This is a genomic window from Pseudomonas tensinigenes (assembly GCF_014268445.2).
GTDB classification, from domain to species: domain Bacteria; phylum Pseudomonadota; class Gammaproteobacteria; order Pseudomonadales; family Pseudomonadaceae; genus Aquipseudomonas; species Aquipseudomonas tensinigenes.
On record NZ_CP077089.1, the window covers coordinates 5,495,183 to 5,511,408 of the forward strand.

The 16,226-nt window shown below is 57.5% G+C and carries 17 protein-coding genes; 8 read left to right on the forward strand and 9 right to left on the reverse strand.

Annotated elements, in window-relative coordinates; genetic code table 11:
• Nucleotides 1-34 precede the first annotated feature (34 nt).
• A complete protein-coding gene (locus HU718_RS24375; protein ID WP_095123262.1) occupies nucleotides 35-661 on the reverse strand; it encodes a response regulator transcription factor in 627 nt (208 codons plus the stop codon).
• Between the two features lie 440 nt (nucleotides 662-1,101).
• On the opposite strand from HU718_RS24375, the gene HU718_RS24380 reads away from it, so the two are divergent.
• Nucleotides 1,102-1,818, forward strand: coding sequence for a hypothetical protein (locus HU718_RS24380; RefSeq protein WP_102901094.1), 717 nt, complete (start codon nucleotides 1,102-1,104; stop codon nucleotides 1,816-1,818).
• Between the two features lie 133 nt (nucleotides 1,819-1,951).
• Here the strand turns inward: HU718_RS24380 and HU718_RS24385 are convergent, their stop codons facing one another.
• Nucleotides 1,952-3,169: an argininosuccinate synthase gene (locus HU718_RS24385; RefSeq protein WP_007916658.1), complete on the reverse strand. Its 1,218-nt coding sequence runs from the start codon at nucleotides 3,167-3,169 to the stop codon at nucleotides 1,952-1,954.
• Between the two features lie 129 nt (nucleotides 3,170-3,298).
• Complete coding sequence (locus tag HU718_RS24390; protein ID WP_186615375.1) at nucleotides 3,299-4,207, reverse strand: flagellar protein MotY; 909 nt, start codon at nucleotides 4,205-4,207, stop codon at nucleotides 3,299-3,301.
• Between the two features lie 160 nt (nucleotides 4,208-4,367).
• Between HU718_RS24390 and pyrC the strand changes: the two genes are divergently transcribed.
• Together pyrC and rnt are read left to right on the forward strand one after the other, a co-directional pair.
• A complete protein-coding gene (gene pyrC / locus HU718_RS24395) occupies nucleotides 4,368-5,414 on the forward strand; it encodes a dihydroorotase (protein WP_186615373.1) in 1,047 nt (348 codons plus the stop codon).
• A complete protein-coding gene (gene rnt / locus HU718_RS24400; RefSeq protein WP_186615371.1) occupies nucleotides 5,411-6,088 on the forward strand; it encodes a ribonuclease T in 678 nt (225 codons plus the stop codon). The genes pyrC and rnt overlap by 4 nt, the downstream gene beginning before the upstream one ends.
• A gap of 78 nt (nucleotides 6,089-6,166) precedes the next feature.
• Here rnt and HU718_RS24405 read toward each other — a convergent pair whose 3' ends face one another.
• The gene (locus tag HU718_RS24405) at nucleotides 6,167-6,769 is read right to left on the reverse strand and encodes a peroxiredoxin (protein ID WP_003227723.1); all 603 of its coding nucleotides are present in this window, start codon (nucleotides 6,767-6,769) and stop codon (nucleotides 6,167-6,169) included.
• Nucleotides 6,770-7,083: 314 nt separating this feature from the next.
• Here HU718_RS24405 and HU718_RS24410 point away from each other — a divergent pair, with 314 nt between their 5' ends.
• Together HU718_RS24410 and bfr are read left to right on the forward strand one after the other, a co-directional pair.
• The gene (locus HU718_RS24410) at nucleotides 7,084-7,302 is read left to right on the forward strand and encodes a bacterioferritin-associated ferredoxin (RefSeq protein WP_003227725.1); all 219 of its coding nucleotides are present in this window, start codon (nucleotides 7,084-7,086) and stop codon (nucleotides 7,300-7,302) included.
• A gap of 201 nt (nucleotides 7,303-7,503) precedes the next feature.
• Entirely contained in the window at nucleotides 7,504-7,977 is a 474-nt protein-coding gene (bfr, locus tag HU718_RS24415; RefSeq protein ID WP_007916671.1) for a bacterioferritin, read from the forward strand.
• Between the two features lie 193 nt (nucleotides 7,978-8,170).
• Here bfr and grxD read toward each other — a convergent pair whose 3' ends face one another.
• The 3 genes from grxD to plzR form a co-directional block, all read right to left on the reverse strand.
• Nucleotides 8,171-8,512 carry a Grx4 family monothiol glutaredoxin gene (gene grxD, locus HU718_RS24420; RefSeq protein WP_007916674.1) on the reverse strand — a complete coding sequence of 114 codons (342 nt, stop codon included), beginning with the start codon at nucleotides 8,510-8,512 and terminating at the stop codon, nucleotides 8,171-8,173.
• Nucleotides 8,513-8,609: 97 nt separating this feature from the next.
• Complete coding sequence (locus tag HU718_RS24425) at nucleotides 8,610-10,715, reverse strand: molybdopterin oxidoreductase family protein (RefSeq protein WP_150729704.1); 2,106 nt, start codon at nucleotides 10,713-10,715, stop codon at nucleotides 8,610-8,612.
• Between the two features lie 134 nt (nucleotides 10,716-10,849).
• Nucleotides 10,850-11,140 carry a PlzR type 4 pili assembly inhibitor gene (plzR, locus tag HU718_RS24430; RefSeq protein ID WP_027612069.1) on the reverse strand — a complete coding sequence of 97 codons (291 nt, stop codon included), beginning with the start codon at nucleotides 11,138-11,140 and terminating at the stop codon, nucleotides 10,850-10,852.
• 404 nt (nucleotides 11,141-11,544) lie between these two features.
• On the opposite strand from plzR, the gene argF reads away from it, so the two are divergent.
• Complete coding sequence (gene argF / locus HU718_RS24435; protein WP_038369078.1) at nucleotides 11,545-12,465, forward strand: ornithine carbamoyltransferase; 921 nt, start codon at nucleotides 11,545-11,547, stop codon at nucleotides 12,463-12,465.
• Nucleotides 12,462-13,571: an ABC transporter ATP-binding protein gene (locus HU718_RS24440; protein ID WP_095123251.1), complete on the forward strand. Its 1,110-nt coding sequence runs from the start codon at nucleotides 12,462-12,464 to the stop codon at nucleotides 13,569-13,571. Before argF ends, HU718_RS24440 begins: the two co-directional genes overlap by 4 nt.
• Before the next feature lie 78 nt (nucleotides 13,572-13,649).
• Here HU718_RS24440 and HU718_RS24445 read toward each other — a convergent pair whose 3' ends face one another.
• A complete protein-coding gene (locus HU718_RS24445; RefSeq protein WP_186615369.1) occupies nucleotides 13,650-14,432 on the reverse strand; it encodes a PhzF family phenazine biosynthesis protein in 783 nt (260 codons plus the stop codon).
• Between the two features lie 95 nt (nucleotides 14,433-14,527).
• The gene (gene ybaK, locus HU718_RS24450) at nucleotides 14,528-14,998 is read right to left on the reverse strand and encodes a Cys-tRNA(Pro) deacylase (RefSeq protein WP_003227741.1); all 471 of its coding nucleotides are present in this window, start codon (nucleotides 14,996-14,998) and stop codon (nucleotides 14,528-14,530) included.
• Nucleotides 14,999-15,360: 362 nt separating this feature from the next.
• Here ybaK and HU718_RS24455 point away from each other — a divergent pair, with 362 nt between their 5' ends.
• Nucleotides 15,361-16,212, forward strand: coding sequence for an MIP/aquaporin family protein (locus HU718_RS24455; RefSeq protein WP_095123248.1), 852 nt, complete (start codon nucleotides 15,361-15,363; stop codon nucleotides 16,210-16,212).
• Nucleotides 16,213-16,226 lie beyond the last annotated feature (14 nt).

Consider the following 16,226-nt stretch of genomic DNA (forward strand, 5'->3'; position numbering starts at 1 on the left):
GATCGGCCCATGACCCCGTCAGCGACTGAAAGATTCAGACGAGCCCATTGCGCTGCGCCAACTCGATCAGATCTACCAGCGAGCGCGCATTGAGTTTCAGCAACAAGCGGGTCTTGTAAGTGCTCACGGTCTTGTTGCTCAGGAACATGCCATCGGCGATTTCCTTGTTCGTCTTGCCCCGCGCCAACTGCTGCAACACCATCATTTCGCGACCGGAAAGGCGATCCACCATATCGGCTTCACTGGCATTACCCAAACTGGTCCGCACTGTGTGGAGTGCCTGATTGGGAAAGTAACTGTATCCGGACAAAACCGCCTTGATCGCACTCAACAACTCGGTGAGATCCTGCTGTTTACAGACATAACCCGCCGCCCCTGATTGCATGCAGCGCATCGAAAAGTGCCCAGGGGCTTGCGAAGTCAACACCAGCACTTTAATAGGCATGGTTGTCGAAGTCAGGCGAGCAATAACCTCAAGCCCATCAAGTTTCGGTATTCCAATATCCAGAATGACTATATCCGGCATTTGCTCGCGAGCAAGTTGTAATGCATCTACACCATTATCAGTTTCTGCAATGACTTCGTAGCCATGACGTTCCATCAGCATACGTACCGCGAGACGAATGACGGGGTGGTCATCCACGATCAGCACTTTATTCATGGGCAAGTCCAGTTTCGCTGTTCGAGTTTTTAGAACACGCACAATAGCCCAGTCACTTGCCCCTTAGTATGCCAAGCCTTTCACGGACTCGCATCGCAAGACATCCCCTACAGTGATTGAGGATTATTCCTACAAAAAATCATTGCCCTCCTAAATATCCGACGACATACCGCTCTAGATACTGCGCAACCCGTCCGTTGCTGATTTGTAACCGCGTGCGCCTGCAAAGGCCGAAAAGCCTGCCAGAGCCTACGGTCACTGCATTACAAGCGTACGAACCGGATCAATACCCGTCCCGCTAGTTAATAAACACTGAAACAAGATATTTACGGCCTTACAAAAACTTTTTGCTATAAATACAAACTCCAATCAACCACCTTACTAACAACCAAACAAAACGACGCCATCAAATGAGAAAACCAAAACAAAAGAACAAGACCATGTTAAGGATAAAAAACAAGATCAACAACCCAATGACAGTCATCGCAATATTCGCTGGACTCTCCGAGGCCTCGGCCGCTATTTCTCTACCCTTCCTCAATAATGAGGACCGGGCCGTATACGTGTGGTTCTTGATCAGTTTTCCGTTTTACTTGTTATTTCTTTTTTTTATAACGCTTAATTTCAACTACCGCTCCCTCTATTCGCCTTCCGACTTCGGCAAAGACGAGAGCTTTTTAAAAGCAATGGACAGTAATGATCATGACAACAAACGAAATACGTTAACGCAGGAACCAGGCACACTCGATACGTTTGAAATATCAAGCCACATCGTGCCCTGCGAGAGCGCGGCTGCACTGTGCAAGGATTCGTGCAAAATCCATAACGTCCCCGACCCTCCGCCACGCGTCGATACGAATCAAAACCTTACCGTTCAACACAATATTCGCTTACCCGCATCCATCAGCAACCTTCATATTGTTGATGCACGCAATATTGAGGCGTCGAGAGAGTTCGCCACGATTCTGGAAAAAATCCGAAATTCCGATAAAAATACCGACCGGGTCATCGTGTTTCTTTCCAATCATGTGTCAGATGCTTCACTGACTAAAAATGCACTCCTGCAGATCAAGCACGCAAAGAAAGGTTCGAGCACAACACTTTGCATTGTTTACAACCTGTGCTCACAAGCGGTGACGCTGCTGGGTCGCAATTGAACAGTCTGTCCTCGCCGCACATGCAGCCAGGCACTGGCATCACTCGACAACAAACTGACAACGAACTTAAAAAAAGGGCGGCCTTGTCTCGAAGACAAGGCCGCCCTTTCATTGCGCCTCAGCCTGAAAAATCTCAGAACAGCTTGCGGCCCTTGTTGGCAGCAATGCGCATGCGCAGCGCGTTGAGCTTGATGAAGCCCGCCGCGTCGGCCTGGTTGTAAGCACCGCCGTCTTCTTCGAAGGTCGCGATGTTGGAATCGAACAGCGAATCGTCGGACTTGCGGCCAGTGACGATCACGTTGCCTTTGTACAACTTCAGGCGCACAACGCCGTTCACGTTGACCTGCGAAGCGTCGATCATCTGCTGCAGCATCAGACGCTCTGGGCTCCACCAGTAACCGGTGTAGATCAGGCTGGCGTATTTCGGCATCAACTCGTCTTTGAGGTGAGCGACTTCGCGGTCCAGGGTGATCGATTCGATGGCGCGGTGAGCGCGCAGCATGATGGTGCCGCCCGGGGTTTCATAGCAACCACGGGACTTCATGCCGACGTAACGGTTCTCGACGATGTCGAGACGGCCGATACCGTGAGCACCACCGATCTTGTTCAGCGTCGCCAGCACGGTGGCCGGAGTCATCTCGACGCCGTCCAGTGCAACGATGTCGCCGTTGCGGTAGGTCAGTTCCAGGTATTGCGCTTTATCAGGAGCGTTCTCCGGGGAGACGGTCCATTTCCACATGTCTTCTTCGTGCTCGGTCCAGGTATCTTCCAGCACGCCGCCTTCATAGGAGATGTGCAGCAGGTTGGCGTCCATCGAGTACGGGGACTTCTTCTTGCCGTGACGCTCGATCGGGATCGCGTGCTTCTCGGCGTAGTCCATCAGCTTCTCGCGGGACAGCAGGTCCCACTCACGCCATGGCGCAATGACTTTCACGCCAGGCTTGAGTGCGTAGGCACCCAGTTCGAAGCGCACCTGGTCGTTGCCCTTGCCGGTGGCGCCATGGGAAATGGCGTCAGCGCCGGTTTCGTTGGCGATTTCGATCAGACGTTTGGCGATCAGCGGACGTGCGATGGAAGTACCCAGCAGGTACTCGCCTTCGTAAACGGTGTTGGCGCGGAACATCGGGAACACGAAATCACGCACGAACTCTTCGCGCAGATCGTCGATGTAGATTTCTTTGACGCCCATGGCCTGAGCCTTGGCGCGGGCCGGCTCGACCTCTTCGCCTTGACCGAGATCAGCGGTGAAGGTCACCACTTCACAGTTATAAGTATCCTGCAGCCACTTGAGGATCACCGAAGTGTCCAGGCCGCCGGAATACGCCAGAACGACCTTGTTTACGTCCGCCATGCCATCACTCCACGGGGTTCTACGGAAAGCCGAGGAGTCTACCGCTCAAACGCGATAATTTACAGAGGCGCGACAGCTTAAGACGACAAAGCGACAGAATCTGTCGACAGCGCGACGATGACCGGCAGGTCAGGAAGTCGCTGCGGTGCTGGCTGGGGTGCTCGCCTGAGGCGCTGGAGCGGTGGTTGGCGCCACGCGTGCAAGCTTCACCGCAACCCGACGGTTCTTCGCCCGGTTGGCCGCATTGGTGTTCGGAACCAATGGGTATTGTTCACCGTGGAAACGTACTGTGATCTGCGATTCGGCGATGCCATTGGCCTTGAAGAAGTCGACCACTGCCAGCGCTCGGCGGCGCGACAGTTCGCGGTTGGTCAGACGATTACCGCTGTTGTCGGAATGGCCATCGAGTTCGATGTGATTGACCGTCGGATCGGCTTTCATGAATTCGAGCATCACTTGCAGCTTGGCCTTGGCGGCGACGTCGAGATCAACACCCTCGCCGGGGAAGCCGATCTGCGATTGCTTGATCTGGTCGAAATTCTGCGGCAGCAACTTCGCTACACAGGTCTGATAGTCGTTAAACGCCTTGCTGAATTTCACCGGCAATAAACGCACTTCCGAGACACGCCCATCGCCAGACGCGCGACGTACAACCGGGCTGCGACCGTCCAGCAGACCGCTGATCAGACCACCGGCCTGGGATTGCGAACTGCTGAACAGCACGTTGCCACTGCCGAGCCGGACGTTGCCCAGATTGATGTCACCACGACCCGGCTGCCACGGTGCCGCCGCCGCCAGCAACGTCGCCGAACCACCGCCAAGCATGGCGTTGTAGGCATTCAGACGGAAGATCGCCTGTTCGCCGGCCTTGCGCACGAACTCACCCGAGCCGAAATCGGTGATCGGTTGGGTCAGACGACATTCGAACTTGTCGCCGGCGACCGTCCACTCAATGTTCTCCAGACGGGTCTGGTACGTGAGCGCCATGGCCGGAAGGCTGGCAAACACACTGAGCAAGGCTAAATAACGCTGGCGCACGGGAGGCTCCATTGGCTTCTGAAACACAAAGACCGATTCACACTATGTTTACGGCATACCTACGGGATATCGGAAGGTTCCCGCAAAACTTGATAGCGAGTGCCTGCAAGAGTCTTTTCCGGTAGCATTCGCCTCAGTTTGACCCGCCTGGAAGCCCCTCATGTCCGACCGCCTGACCCTGCTGCGTCCCGACGACTGGCACATTCATCTTCGCGATGGTGCCGTGTTGACCAATACCGTTGCCGATGTTGCGCGCACTTTTGGTCGCGCCATCATCATGCCCAACCTGGTACCCCCGGTGCGCAACGCCGCTGAAGCCGACGGCTATCGCCAGCGGATTCTCGCTGCCCGCCCGGCCGGCAGTCGCTTTGAGCCGCTGATGGTGCTGTACCTCACCGACCGCACCCAGCCCGAAGAAATTCGTGAAGCCAAGGCCAGTGGTTTTGTCTACGCCGCCAAGCTGTACCCGGCCGGCGCGACCACCAACTCCGATTCCGGCGTGACCAGCATCGACAAGATTCTGCCGGCAATCGAAGCCATGGCCGAAGTCGGCATGCCGCTGTTGATCCACGGTGAAGTCACCCGTGGCGACGTCGACGTGTTCGACCGCGAAAAGATTTTCATCGATGAGCACATGCGTCGTGTCGTCGAGCGCTTCCCGACGCTGAAAGTGGTGTTCGAACACATCACCACCGGCGACGCCGTGCAGTTCGTCAACGAAGCTTCGGCCAACGTTGCCGCGACCATCACCGCGCATCACCTGCTCTACAACCGCAATCACATGCTGGTTGGCGGGATTCGGCCGCACTTCTATTGCCTGCCGATCCTCAAGCGCAATACGCACCAGGAAGCCCTGCTCGACGCCGCTACCAGTGGCAGCGCGAAGTTCTTCCTCGGCACCGATTCGGCGCCGCACGCCCAGCACGCCAAGGAAGCCGCTTGCGGTTGCGCCGGCTGCTACACCGCGTACGCCGCCATCGAGATGTACGCCGAAGCCTTCGAACAGCGTAACGCGCTGGACAAACTCGAAGCCTTCGCCAGCCTCAACGGCCCGCGTTTCTACGGCCTGCCGGCGAACACCGATCGCATCACCCTGGTTCGTGAAGAATGGACTGCCCCGACCAGCCTGCCGTTTGGCGAGCTGACCGTTATCCCGCTGCGCGCCGGTGAAAAACTGCGCTGGCGCCTGCTGGAGGAACACGCGTGAGTGAAGACCATTTCGACGACGAACTGGACGGTCAAAGTGGTGGTGGCGGTTCCCGTCACCCGATGGCAGCACGCTTTCGCGGCTATCTGCCGGTAGTCGTCGACGTAGAAACCGGTGGTTTCAACTCGGCCACCGATGCGTTGCTGGAGATTGCTGCGACCACCATCGCCATGGATGAAAAGGGCTTTGTTTACCCCGATCACACCTACTTCTTCCGCGTTGAGCCGTTCGAAGGCGCCAACGTTGAAGCGGCAGCGCTGGAGTTCACCGGGATCAAGCTCGATCATCCACTGCGCATGGCGGTCAGCGAAGAAACCGCGCTGACTGACATTTTCCGAGGTATCCGCAAGGCGCTGAAGGCCAATGGCTGCAAGCGCGCGATTCTGGTCGGTCACAACAGCAGCTTCGACCTCGGCTTCCTCAACGCCGCAGTTGCGCGACTGGACATGAAGCGCAACCCGTTCCACCCGTTCTCCAGCTTCGACACCGCGACGCTGGCGGGTCTGGCCTACGGTCAAACCGTGCTGGCTAAAGCCTGCCAGGCTGCCGACATCGATTTCGACGGCCGTGAGGCGCACTCGGCGCGTTACGACACCGAGAAAACCGCAGAGCTGTTCTGCGGCATCGTCAACCGCTGGAAACAGATGGGCGGCTGGGAAGACTTCGAAGACTGATTGATGGTCGTCGGGTAAATCCCGCGCATAAAAAAACCGGCCACTTGGGCCGGTTTTTTTGTACCTCGACGTTGCGCCTTACAGGGCAGCAGCGTTCTCGGTCAGGTATGCAGCAACGCCTTCTGGCGAAGCGTTCATGCCTTTGTCGCCTTTTTTCCAGTTGGCAGGGCAGACTTCGCCGTGCTCTTCGTGGAATTGCAGAGCGTCGACCAGACGAATCAGCTCTTCCATGTTACGGCCCAGCGGCAGGTCGTTGATGATCTGCGAACGGACAACGCCTTTGTCGTCGATCAGGAACGCGCCACGGAAAGCCACGCCGCCTTCGGATTCAACGTCGTAAGCCTTGGCGATGTCGTGCTTCATGTCGGCAGCCATGGTGTATTTCACCTGGCCGATGCCGCCATTGTTCACTGGAGTGTTGCGCCATGCGTTGTGAGTGAAGTGCGAGTCGATCGACACAGCGATCACTTCAACGTTGCGTGCCTTGAAGTCGGCCATGCGGTTGTCCAGAGCGATCAGCTCGGACGGGCAGACGAAGGTGAAGTCCAGTGGGTAGAAGAACACCAGGCCGTATTTGCCTTTGATGGCCGAGGACAGGGTGAAGCTGTCAACGATCTCGCCATTGCCGAGTACGGCCGGGACGGTGAAGTCAGGGGCTTGTTTGCCTACGAGTACGCTCATTGATATCTCCTGGTGTAAAAACTTGAAGTTCAGGGTCCGCGCCAGCCTGCCATCCTCAGACGACAGCCCTGTGACACGAACCCCCTTCGCAAGGGCCGACCATCATACACTGCGAATTTGGCCTGTCCTTAACGGTTTTTTAAAGCAGGCGCAGAACGGCGCTGCATTTACGGGGCCAGGCAAATCGCCAGTAAATACCGTTCGTCAGTCATGGCTGTTAATCAGCTGAAGCCTTCCGAAAGCACTTTGACAATCATTCTCGTTAACATTAAGATCCATCGCAATTGAGTCACAACCAGCGACGGTTCTCACTTATGTATGTTTGTCTCTGCACTGGCGTCACCGACGGACAGATCCGCGAAGCGATCTATGAAGGTTGCTGCAGCTATAAAGAAGTTCGCCAGGCCACCGGCGTCGCCAGCCAATGCGGCAAATGTGCCTGCCTCGCCAAGGAAGTGGTCCGCGAAACCCTGACCAAGCTGCAAACCGCTCAGGCCGCGATCCCCTATCCGGTAGAATTTACTGCCGCGTAATAACACCCCATTTCAAAGAACCGGACTTATGTCCGGTTTTTTTATGCCTGTAAATCAATTGCTTAGGCTCCAGACGCGGAACACAAACATTCTTATTCCGATTAATTTTCATATATTATTCAATAACTTAGGTTTGACACTTATAAGTACGAAGCTCAAACTCCGCCTTATATACAGCTATTACAGGGCAGGACTCCGATCATGAAAGGCGACATTACAGTCATCCAGCATCTCAACAAGATCCTTGCCAATGAGCTGGTCGCGATCAATCAGTACTTCCTGCATGCGCGCATGTACGAAGATTGGGGTCTGAACAAGCTCGGCAAACACGAATACAAAGAATCCATCGACGAGATGAAACACGCGGACAAGCTGATCAAGCGCATCCTGTTCCTCGAAGGCCTGCCAAACGTGCAGGACTTGGGCAAGCTGCACATCGGCGAGCACACCAAGGAAATGCTGGAGTGCGACCTGCGTATCGAGAAGACCGGCCACGCTGACCTGAAGACCGCGATCGCGCATTGCGAGACCGTCGGTGACTTCGGTAGCCGTGAACTGCTTGAAGACATTCTCGAATCCGAAGAAGAACATATCGACTGGCTGGAAACCCAACTGGGCCTGATCGATAAAGTCGGTCTTGAGAACTATCTGCAATCGCAGATGGGCGAAGAGTAAGTTAGCGCCCGCTAAACTCGAGACACTAAAAAGCCCCGCCCTCTTTCGAGGCGCGGGGCTTTTTATTGCCCGGATTGCGGTCAATACCGCAATCCCTGTGGGAGCCAGCCTGCTGGCGATAGCGTCATGTCAGCCGACAACGTCGTCAGCGGCAGAAAGCATTCGCGAGCAGGCTCGCTCCCACAAAAGCTGATCAGGCTTCGGACTTGTTCGCCGCTGCCGCTTCAACAGCCGACTTGATGGTGGTTTGCAGCGAACCGTCTGCAGCCATCTCGGTCATGATGTCGCTACCGCCGACCAATTCACCGCCAACCCACAGTTGTGGGAAAGTCGGCCAGTTGGCGTACTTCGGCAGGTTGGCGCGGATTTCCGGGTTCTGCAGGATGTCCACGTACGCAAACTTTTCGCCACACGCCATGACAGCCTGCGCAGCTTTCGCGGAGAAGCCACACTGTGGGGCATTCGGCGAGCCTTTCATGTAAAGCAGAATGGTGTTGTTGGCAATCTGCTCTTTAATCGTTTCGATGATATCCATGGAGCACCTCGGCTGAACTTTCCGACTCATGGGTCGGCACGGTGGCGCATTGTAACGGAATCCCGAGCGCCATGCTCGGTCTCCCCGACAGACTAGATCAAGCCGCCGCCACCGTCACCGGCACACCATTGAGCGCGGCGTTGCCGGATAGCTCGTCGAGCTGGCATTCATCGGTCAGGTCATTGGCACTTGACCCCGGCTGACCGCTGGCAATCGCCATTTGCACGCCCGGGCGCGCATGGCCCCAACCGTGCGGCAGGCTGACAACGCCTTTCATCATGTCGAGGCTGCCGAGTACTTCGACTTCGATTTGCCCGACCCGCGAACTGACGCGCACCAATTGACCATCGTTGAGACCACGACTGGCAAGGTCATCCGGGTGCATCAACAACTGGTGACGCGGCTTGCCCTTCACCAATCGGTGATAGTTGTGCATCCAGGAGTTGTTGCTGCGCACATGACGGCGGCCAATCATCAACAGCTCATCGGCGGCCGGTGCTTGCAATGCGGCGAAACGCGCGAGGTCAGCAAGGATCTCCGGCGGAGCGGCCTGTACATGCTGATCAGGCGTTTTCAGGCGCGGCGCCAGATTAGCTTTCAACGCCCCCAGATCAATACCGTGCGGATGATCAAACAGCGTCGCTAAAGACAGCTTTTGCTCAGACGCGTCACCGTACATGCCCATGCGAAGGCCCATGTCGATCATCTTCGCCGGCGGCATGGTCGGTTTCAGCTCCTTGCCGGTCTTCTCGGCAAACGCCTTGGCCAGGCCCACGAAGATCTCCCAATCATGCAAAGCGCCCTCGGGCTTGGCGAGGATCGCGCGATTGAAGCGGGTGACGTTACGCACCGCGAACAGATTGAACGTGGTGTCGTAGTGGTCATTTTCCAGCGCCGAGGTCGACGGCAGGATCAGATCGGCGTAGCGCGTGGTTTCGTTGATATACAAGTCGATGCTGACCATGAACTCCAGACCGTCCAGCGCCTGCTCCAGTTGCCGCCCATTCGGCGTCGACAGCACCGGATTACCGGCGACGGTGATCAGCGCACGGATCTGGCCCTCGCCTTCGGTGAGCATCTCTTCGGCAAGCGCCGAGACCGGCAACTCGCCGCCGTATTCAGGACGTCCCGAGACACGGCTCTGCCATTTGTTGAAATGCCCGCCCGAGGTCGACGCCACCAGATCTACCGCAGGTTCGGTGCACAGCGCGCCGCCAACCCGGTCGAGGTTGCCGGTGACCAGATTGATCAACTGCACCACCCAATGGCACAACGTGCCAAAGGCCTGGGTCGAGACGCCCATGCGCCCATAACACACCGCACTCGGCGCAGCAGCGAAGTCACGCGCCAGCTGGCGGATCTGCTCGGCAGGCACGGCGCACAACGGACTCATGGTTTCAGCGGTAAACGATGCAACTGCCGCGCGCACTTCATCCAGACCATCGACCGGCAGATGACTGTCGCGGGTCAGGCCTTCACTGAACAACGTGTTGAGCATGCCAAACAACAGCGCCGCATCGCCACCGGGACGCACGAACAGGTGCTGGTCAGCCATGGCCGCCGTCTCGCTGCGCCGTGGATCGACCACAACGACTTTACCGCCGCGCGCCTGGATTGCCTTTAAACGTTTCTCAACATCTGGCACGGTCATGATGCTGCCGTTGGAGGCCAGCGGATTACCGCCGAGGATCAGCATGAAGTCGGTGTGATCGATGTCCGGAATCGGCAGCAGCAAACCATGGCCGTACATCAGATAACTGCTCAGGTGATGCGGCAACTGATCGACCGAAGTCGCCGAGAAGCGATTGCGCGTCTTCAGCAATCCAAGGAAATAATTGCTGTGGGTCATCAGCCCGTAGTTGTGCACGCTCGGGTTGCCTTGATAGACCGCCACAGCGTTCTGGCCATGACGCTCCTGAATCGCCGCCAGTTTATCGGCCACCAGCGCAAACGCCTCGTCCCACTCGATCGGCAGCCATTCACTGCCAACGCGGCGCATCGGCTGGCGCAAACGATCCGGATCGTTCTGGATGTCTTGCAGGGCCACGGCTTTGGGGCAAATGTGGCCACGGCTGAAGGTATCGAGGGCATCACCTTTGATCGAGGTGATCGCGACGTGGCCATCGGTTTCGGTGGTTTCGATGGTCAGCCCGCAAATGGCTTCACACAGATGGCAGGCACGGTGATGGAGAGTCTTGGTCATGGCCAGTCTCTGTCTTGTTCTGGGCGGGCAATAACGTCCGCGGGAACAAAACTATGGCCCCGGCGCCGTTCAGGCGCCAGCGACGTTCGTCTTGTGAATCGACGCCTATCAGGAGAGCCGATAAACCGCCATGATCAGTTCGACGGCAACTGCGGCGGCGCGGCCAGCTGAATTTCCTGGATGGTTTCGATCTGCTCGTGGGCGACGTGCACGCCGGTGAGTTCGCCGATCAGGCGCCAGTGCTCGTCGAGGCCGGCACTAATGGTCGCCATGCGATCAATCATGTGCCGGCCGGCGGTCTTCACCACTTCGTCTTCGCTGCGCAGCAGTTCGAAAGACATTGAGGTGACCGACGCGGTGAGATGGGTCAGTGAGCGAGCCGTGTGGCCCAGCAATTCCATTAACAGTTTTTCTTTCGATTCCATGCGGAGGCTTCCTGCGTCGCTCGAAAGTTATTTATAACCCAGCGCTTTGCTTTAGCAAATGTTTCAGCCTGAGCATCCGACCAAATGATGGCATGGCGCCACGGTCGTAAACCGACCCAAGCGACTCGATCCCCGCCACACCGCATTGCCAAGCCCTGCGAGGCCAGTGTACAAAGAGGCTCGCGACGCACCTGAACCCGGCTGCAAATGCGCGACTGCAACATCCAGTGCACCCTTCGATTCCCGCAAAAACCGTAGCCTATTGGAAAAACGCGACATTTAGTGTCAATATCGCGCCTCCCCCTATTTCGTCGCCCCGTGCGGCTTACGCCGCAGGTCTCGCCCGTTGTTCCGTTAAACAAGGCTTTGAGCATCTGCGGTTTGTAGCAAAAAGGTAGTCAATGATGAGCGCAAGGCACTTTCTCTCCCTGATGGATTGCACGCCCGAAGAGCTGGTCAGCGTGATCCGTCGAGGCGTTGAGCTCAAGGACCTGCGTAACCGCGGCGTACTGTTCGAGCCTCTGAAAAACCGCGTGCTGGGCATGATCTTCGAGAAGTCCTCGACCCGTACCCGGATCTCCTTCGAGGCCGGCATGATCCAGCTCGGCGGCCAGGCGATCTTCCTCTCGCCCCGCGATACCCAACTGGGCCGTGGCGAGCCGATCGGCGACTGCGCAATTGTCATGTCGAGCATGCTCGATGCGGTGATGATCCGTACCTTTGCCCACAGCACCCTGACCGAATTCGCCGCCAATTCGCGCGTGCCAGTGATCAACGGCCTGTCCGATGACCTGCACCCGTGCCAGTTGCTGGCCGACATGCAGACCTTCCTGGAACACCGTGGCTCGATCCAGGGCAAGACCGTGGCCTGGATCGGCGACGGCAACAACATGTGCAACAGCTATATAGAAGCGGCGATGCAGTTCGACTTCCAGTTGCGCGTTGCCTGCCCGGAAGGCTACGAACCAAACCCTGAGTTCGTCGCGAAGGCTGGCGATCGCGTGACCATCGTTCGCGATCCGGCCGACGCCGTGCGCGGCGCGCATCTGGTGAGCACCGACGTCTGGACTTCGATGGGTCAGGAAGAGGAAACTGCCAAGCGCCTCAAGCTGTTCGCGCCGTTCCAGGTCAACCGTGCCCTGCTCGACCTCGCTGCCGAGGACGTGCTGTTCATGCACTGCTTGCCTGCGCACCGTGGCGAAGAAATCAGCCTCGACCTGCTTGATGATCCGCGCTCCGTCGCCTGGGATCAGGCAGAAAACCGTCTCCACGCACAGAAGGCCCTGCTCGAGTTCCTCGTCGAACCGGCATATCACCACGCATGAGCCATGAATTACTGCTGAACCTGCGCAACCTCGCTTGCGGCTATCAAGATCAACGTGTGGTGCAGAACCTCAATCTGCACCTCAACGCCGGTGACATCGGCTGCCTGCTCGGCTCGTCCGGCTGTGGCAAGACCACCACCCTGCGCGCCATCGCCGGTTTCGAGCCGGTGCATGAAGGTGAAATCACCCTCGGCGGTGAGACCATTTCCAGCGCCGGCTTCACCCTGGCGCCGGAGAAACGCCGGATCGGCATGGTGTTCCAGGATTACGCGCTGTTCCCGCACCTGAGCGTTGCCGACAATATTGCCTTCGGTATTCGCAAGCATCCGAACAAGGAGCGCGTCACCGAAGAGCTGCTCGAACTGGTCAACCTGAAGAACCTCGGCAAGCGCTTCCCGCACGAGTTGTCCGGCGGCCAGCAGCAGCGCGTAGCCCTCGCCCGCGCCTTGGCGCCGGAACCGCAATTGCTACTGCTCGACGAGCCATTCTCCAATCTCGATGGCGAACTACGCCGCAAGCTCAGCCACGAAGTGCGCGACATCCTCAAGGCCCGTGGCACCAGCGCGATTCTGGTGACCCACGACCAGGAAGAGGCCTTTGCCGTCAGCGATCACGTCGGCGTGTTCAAGGAAGGTCGACTGGAACAGTGGGATACGCCGTACAACCTGTATCACGAGCCGGCAACGCCTTATGTGGCCAGCTTCATTGGTCAGGGTTACTTCATTCGCGGCCAGCTTGGCAGCCCGGAATCGGTGCAGACTGAACTGGGTGAGTTGCGCGGTAATCGGGCTTATACCTGGCCGATTGGCGGGGCTGTGGATGTGTTGCTGCGTCCTGATGACATTGTTTATGCGCCGGACAGTGGTTTGAAAGCACGGATTGTCGGCAAGACCTTCCTTGGCGCTTCGACGCTGTATCGCCTGCAATTGCCGACGGGTGCGCAGCTGGAATCGATTTTCCCGAGCCATGCTGATCATCAGGTTGGCGCGGAAGTCGGGATTCGTGTCGCCGCCGAACACCTCGTACTGTTCCAGGCATCGGGCAGCACCGCCGCACAGATCCCGGCAGTGGAAAACGGCGTCCGCCGCTACAGCGCCACGCTTTAAAGATCAAAAGATCGCAGCCTTCGGCAGCTCCTACAGGGATCAATGTAGGAGCTGCCGAAGGCTGCGATCTTTTAGCTTTTAACCGAGGATCAGGGTTCCACTGGCAACCAGCGTCGCATTGCCGCCAATCTTCACCCGCTCACCTTCCAGCCGACAGAACAACTCCCCACCCCGCGCCGAACGCTGATACGCGGTCAGGCTCGACTTGCCCAGTCGCTTCGACCAATACGGAATCAAGCTGCAATGCGTCGAACCGGTCACCGGGTCCTCATTGATGCCGATCGCCGGCGCGAAATAGCGCGAAACGAAATCGTGCTGATTGCCCCGCGCCGTAACGATCGCGCCCAGCCACGGCAGTTTGGCGAGTGCAACCATGTCCGGCTTGCAATCAAGCACTGCCTGCTCTGACTCCAGCACCACAAACAGTTCGTTGGAGCCGAGCACATCAACGGCTTCAACGCCCAATGCTCGTTCGACGTCCAGCGTCACACCAATCTCTGACGGCACGATCGACGGGAAATCCAGCCACAACCGATCACCTTCCCGCGTGACGCTCAGCGGACCGGATTGACAGGTAAAGTCGATACGCCCGGCGCTTTCCTTGTAAATTTCGAACAGCACATAAGCGCTGGCCAGCGTGGCGTGGCCGCACAGTGGCACTTCAGTAGTCGGGGTGAACCAGCGGATATGCCAGGCCGATCCCTCACGCACCAGAAACGCTGTTTCCGCCAGATTGTGCTCGCCGGCGATCTTCTGCATGAGCTCGTCCGCGAGCCACGCATCCAGCCGATAAATCATCGCCGGGTTGCCACTGAACGGCCGATCACTGAACGCATCGACCTGATGAAACTCGAGCTGCATAACCTTCTCCCTAAGTCAGTCGGCAGAGCATGCAACCGCGAGGCGATCAACGCCAGTGACAGAACCGGCCAATTTTCTGCATACAGTGATAACGACTACGCACGGCCAATATCGGCAAATTTCGCCTGGGTGTGTTCGGCGAGCACGGCGGGTGCCAGTTCCACCTCAAGGCCTCGCCGGCCGGCGCTGACATAAATAGTCGCAAAACCCTGAGCCGAGTTATCGATGAAGGTGCGCAGGCGCTTCTTCTGCCCCAATGGGCTGATACCACCTAACAGGTAACCGGTCGAGCGCTGTGCGGCCGCCGGGTCCGCCATCTCGACTTTTTTCACGCCTGCCGCATGCGCCAGACCTTTGAGGTCGAGGCTTCCGACGACCGGCACCACTGCCACCAGCAACTCGCCCTTTTCGCTGGCCGCCAGCAGGGTTTTGAACACCTGCGCTGGCTCAAGCGCGAGTTTCTCTGCGGCCTCCAGCCCATAGGACGCGGCCTTTGGGTCATGTTCGTAACTGTGCACGCGATGTTCGGCACGAACTTTTTTCAACAAGTCCAACGCAGGGGTCATGGCAGCTCCGGGCTCGGCAGTGATGGAAAAACACTGTGCCGGATTCTAGGTGATCAGCCCCTAAAAGGCTCTATCCCAAGCCACGATTCCCGTGGCTTGCAGACATTCTGCAAACACCATCGCGCGTGGACGACACAGGATCATTCACACAACGAATAGTTTTATTGTGACCGACGGTTCACTTTCGACCTTTGACAGGTTTGTTTCTTGTCTATATTTTTTCGAATCTGAATAATGTAAGAATTATCATCACCGCAGCACTCAGCAGTAAACCGGGAAAGGAATGGGGATTCCTGACCGGGGAAAATCGCGCCATGCCCTGACGGCATCGCGCCAGACAACAACAAAAAACGAGGTTTTCAATGACAACTGCTTTACAGCAACCAACGCTCTCGAGCCAATGCATGGCCGAGTTTCTGGGTACTGCCCTCCTGATCTTTTTCGGCACCGGTTGTGTCGCCGCGCTCAAAGTCGCGGGCGCCAGCTTTGGCCTGTGGGAAATCAGCATCATCTGGGGCGTCGGCGTGAGCATGGCGATCTACCTCACTGCCGGCGTTTCCGGCGCGCACCTGAACCCGGCCGTGAGCATCGCTCTGGCAATCTTCGCTGACTTCGAAAAGCGCAAACTGCCGTTCTACATTCTTGCGCAGATCGCCGGCGCCTTCTGCGGCGCGCTGCTGGTTTACACGCTTTACAGCAATCTTTTCTTCGATTACGAACAAACTCATCAAATGGTCCGCGGCTCGGCCGCCAGCCTTGAGTTGGCCTCGGTGTTTTCGACCTTCCCGAATCCCGTTCTGTCGACTGCTCAGGCGTTCCTGGTCGAGATGATCATCACCGCGATTCTGATGGGCGTGATCATGTCGCTGACCGACGACAACAACGGTCTGCCGAAAGGCCCGCTGGCGCCGCTGCTGATCGGTTTGCTGATCGCGGTGATCGGCAGCTCGATGGGCCCACTGACCGGTTTCGCGATGAACCCGGCGCGTGACTTCGGTCCGAAACTGATGACTTTCTTTACCGGCTGGGGTGAAATTTCCTTCACTGGTGGTCGCGATATTCCGTACTTCCTGATTCCGATTTTTGCACCGATTGTCGGTGCTTGCCTCGGCGCTGCCGGGTATCGCGGGCTCATCGCCCGTCACCTGACCGGCGCCACACCTGCTACAAAGGATGCAGAACCGGCCATTGACGGCAAACCAAGAACTTCTTGAAACAGTCGGCGCGG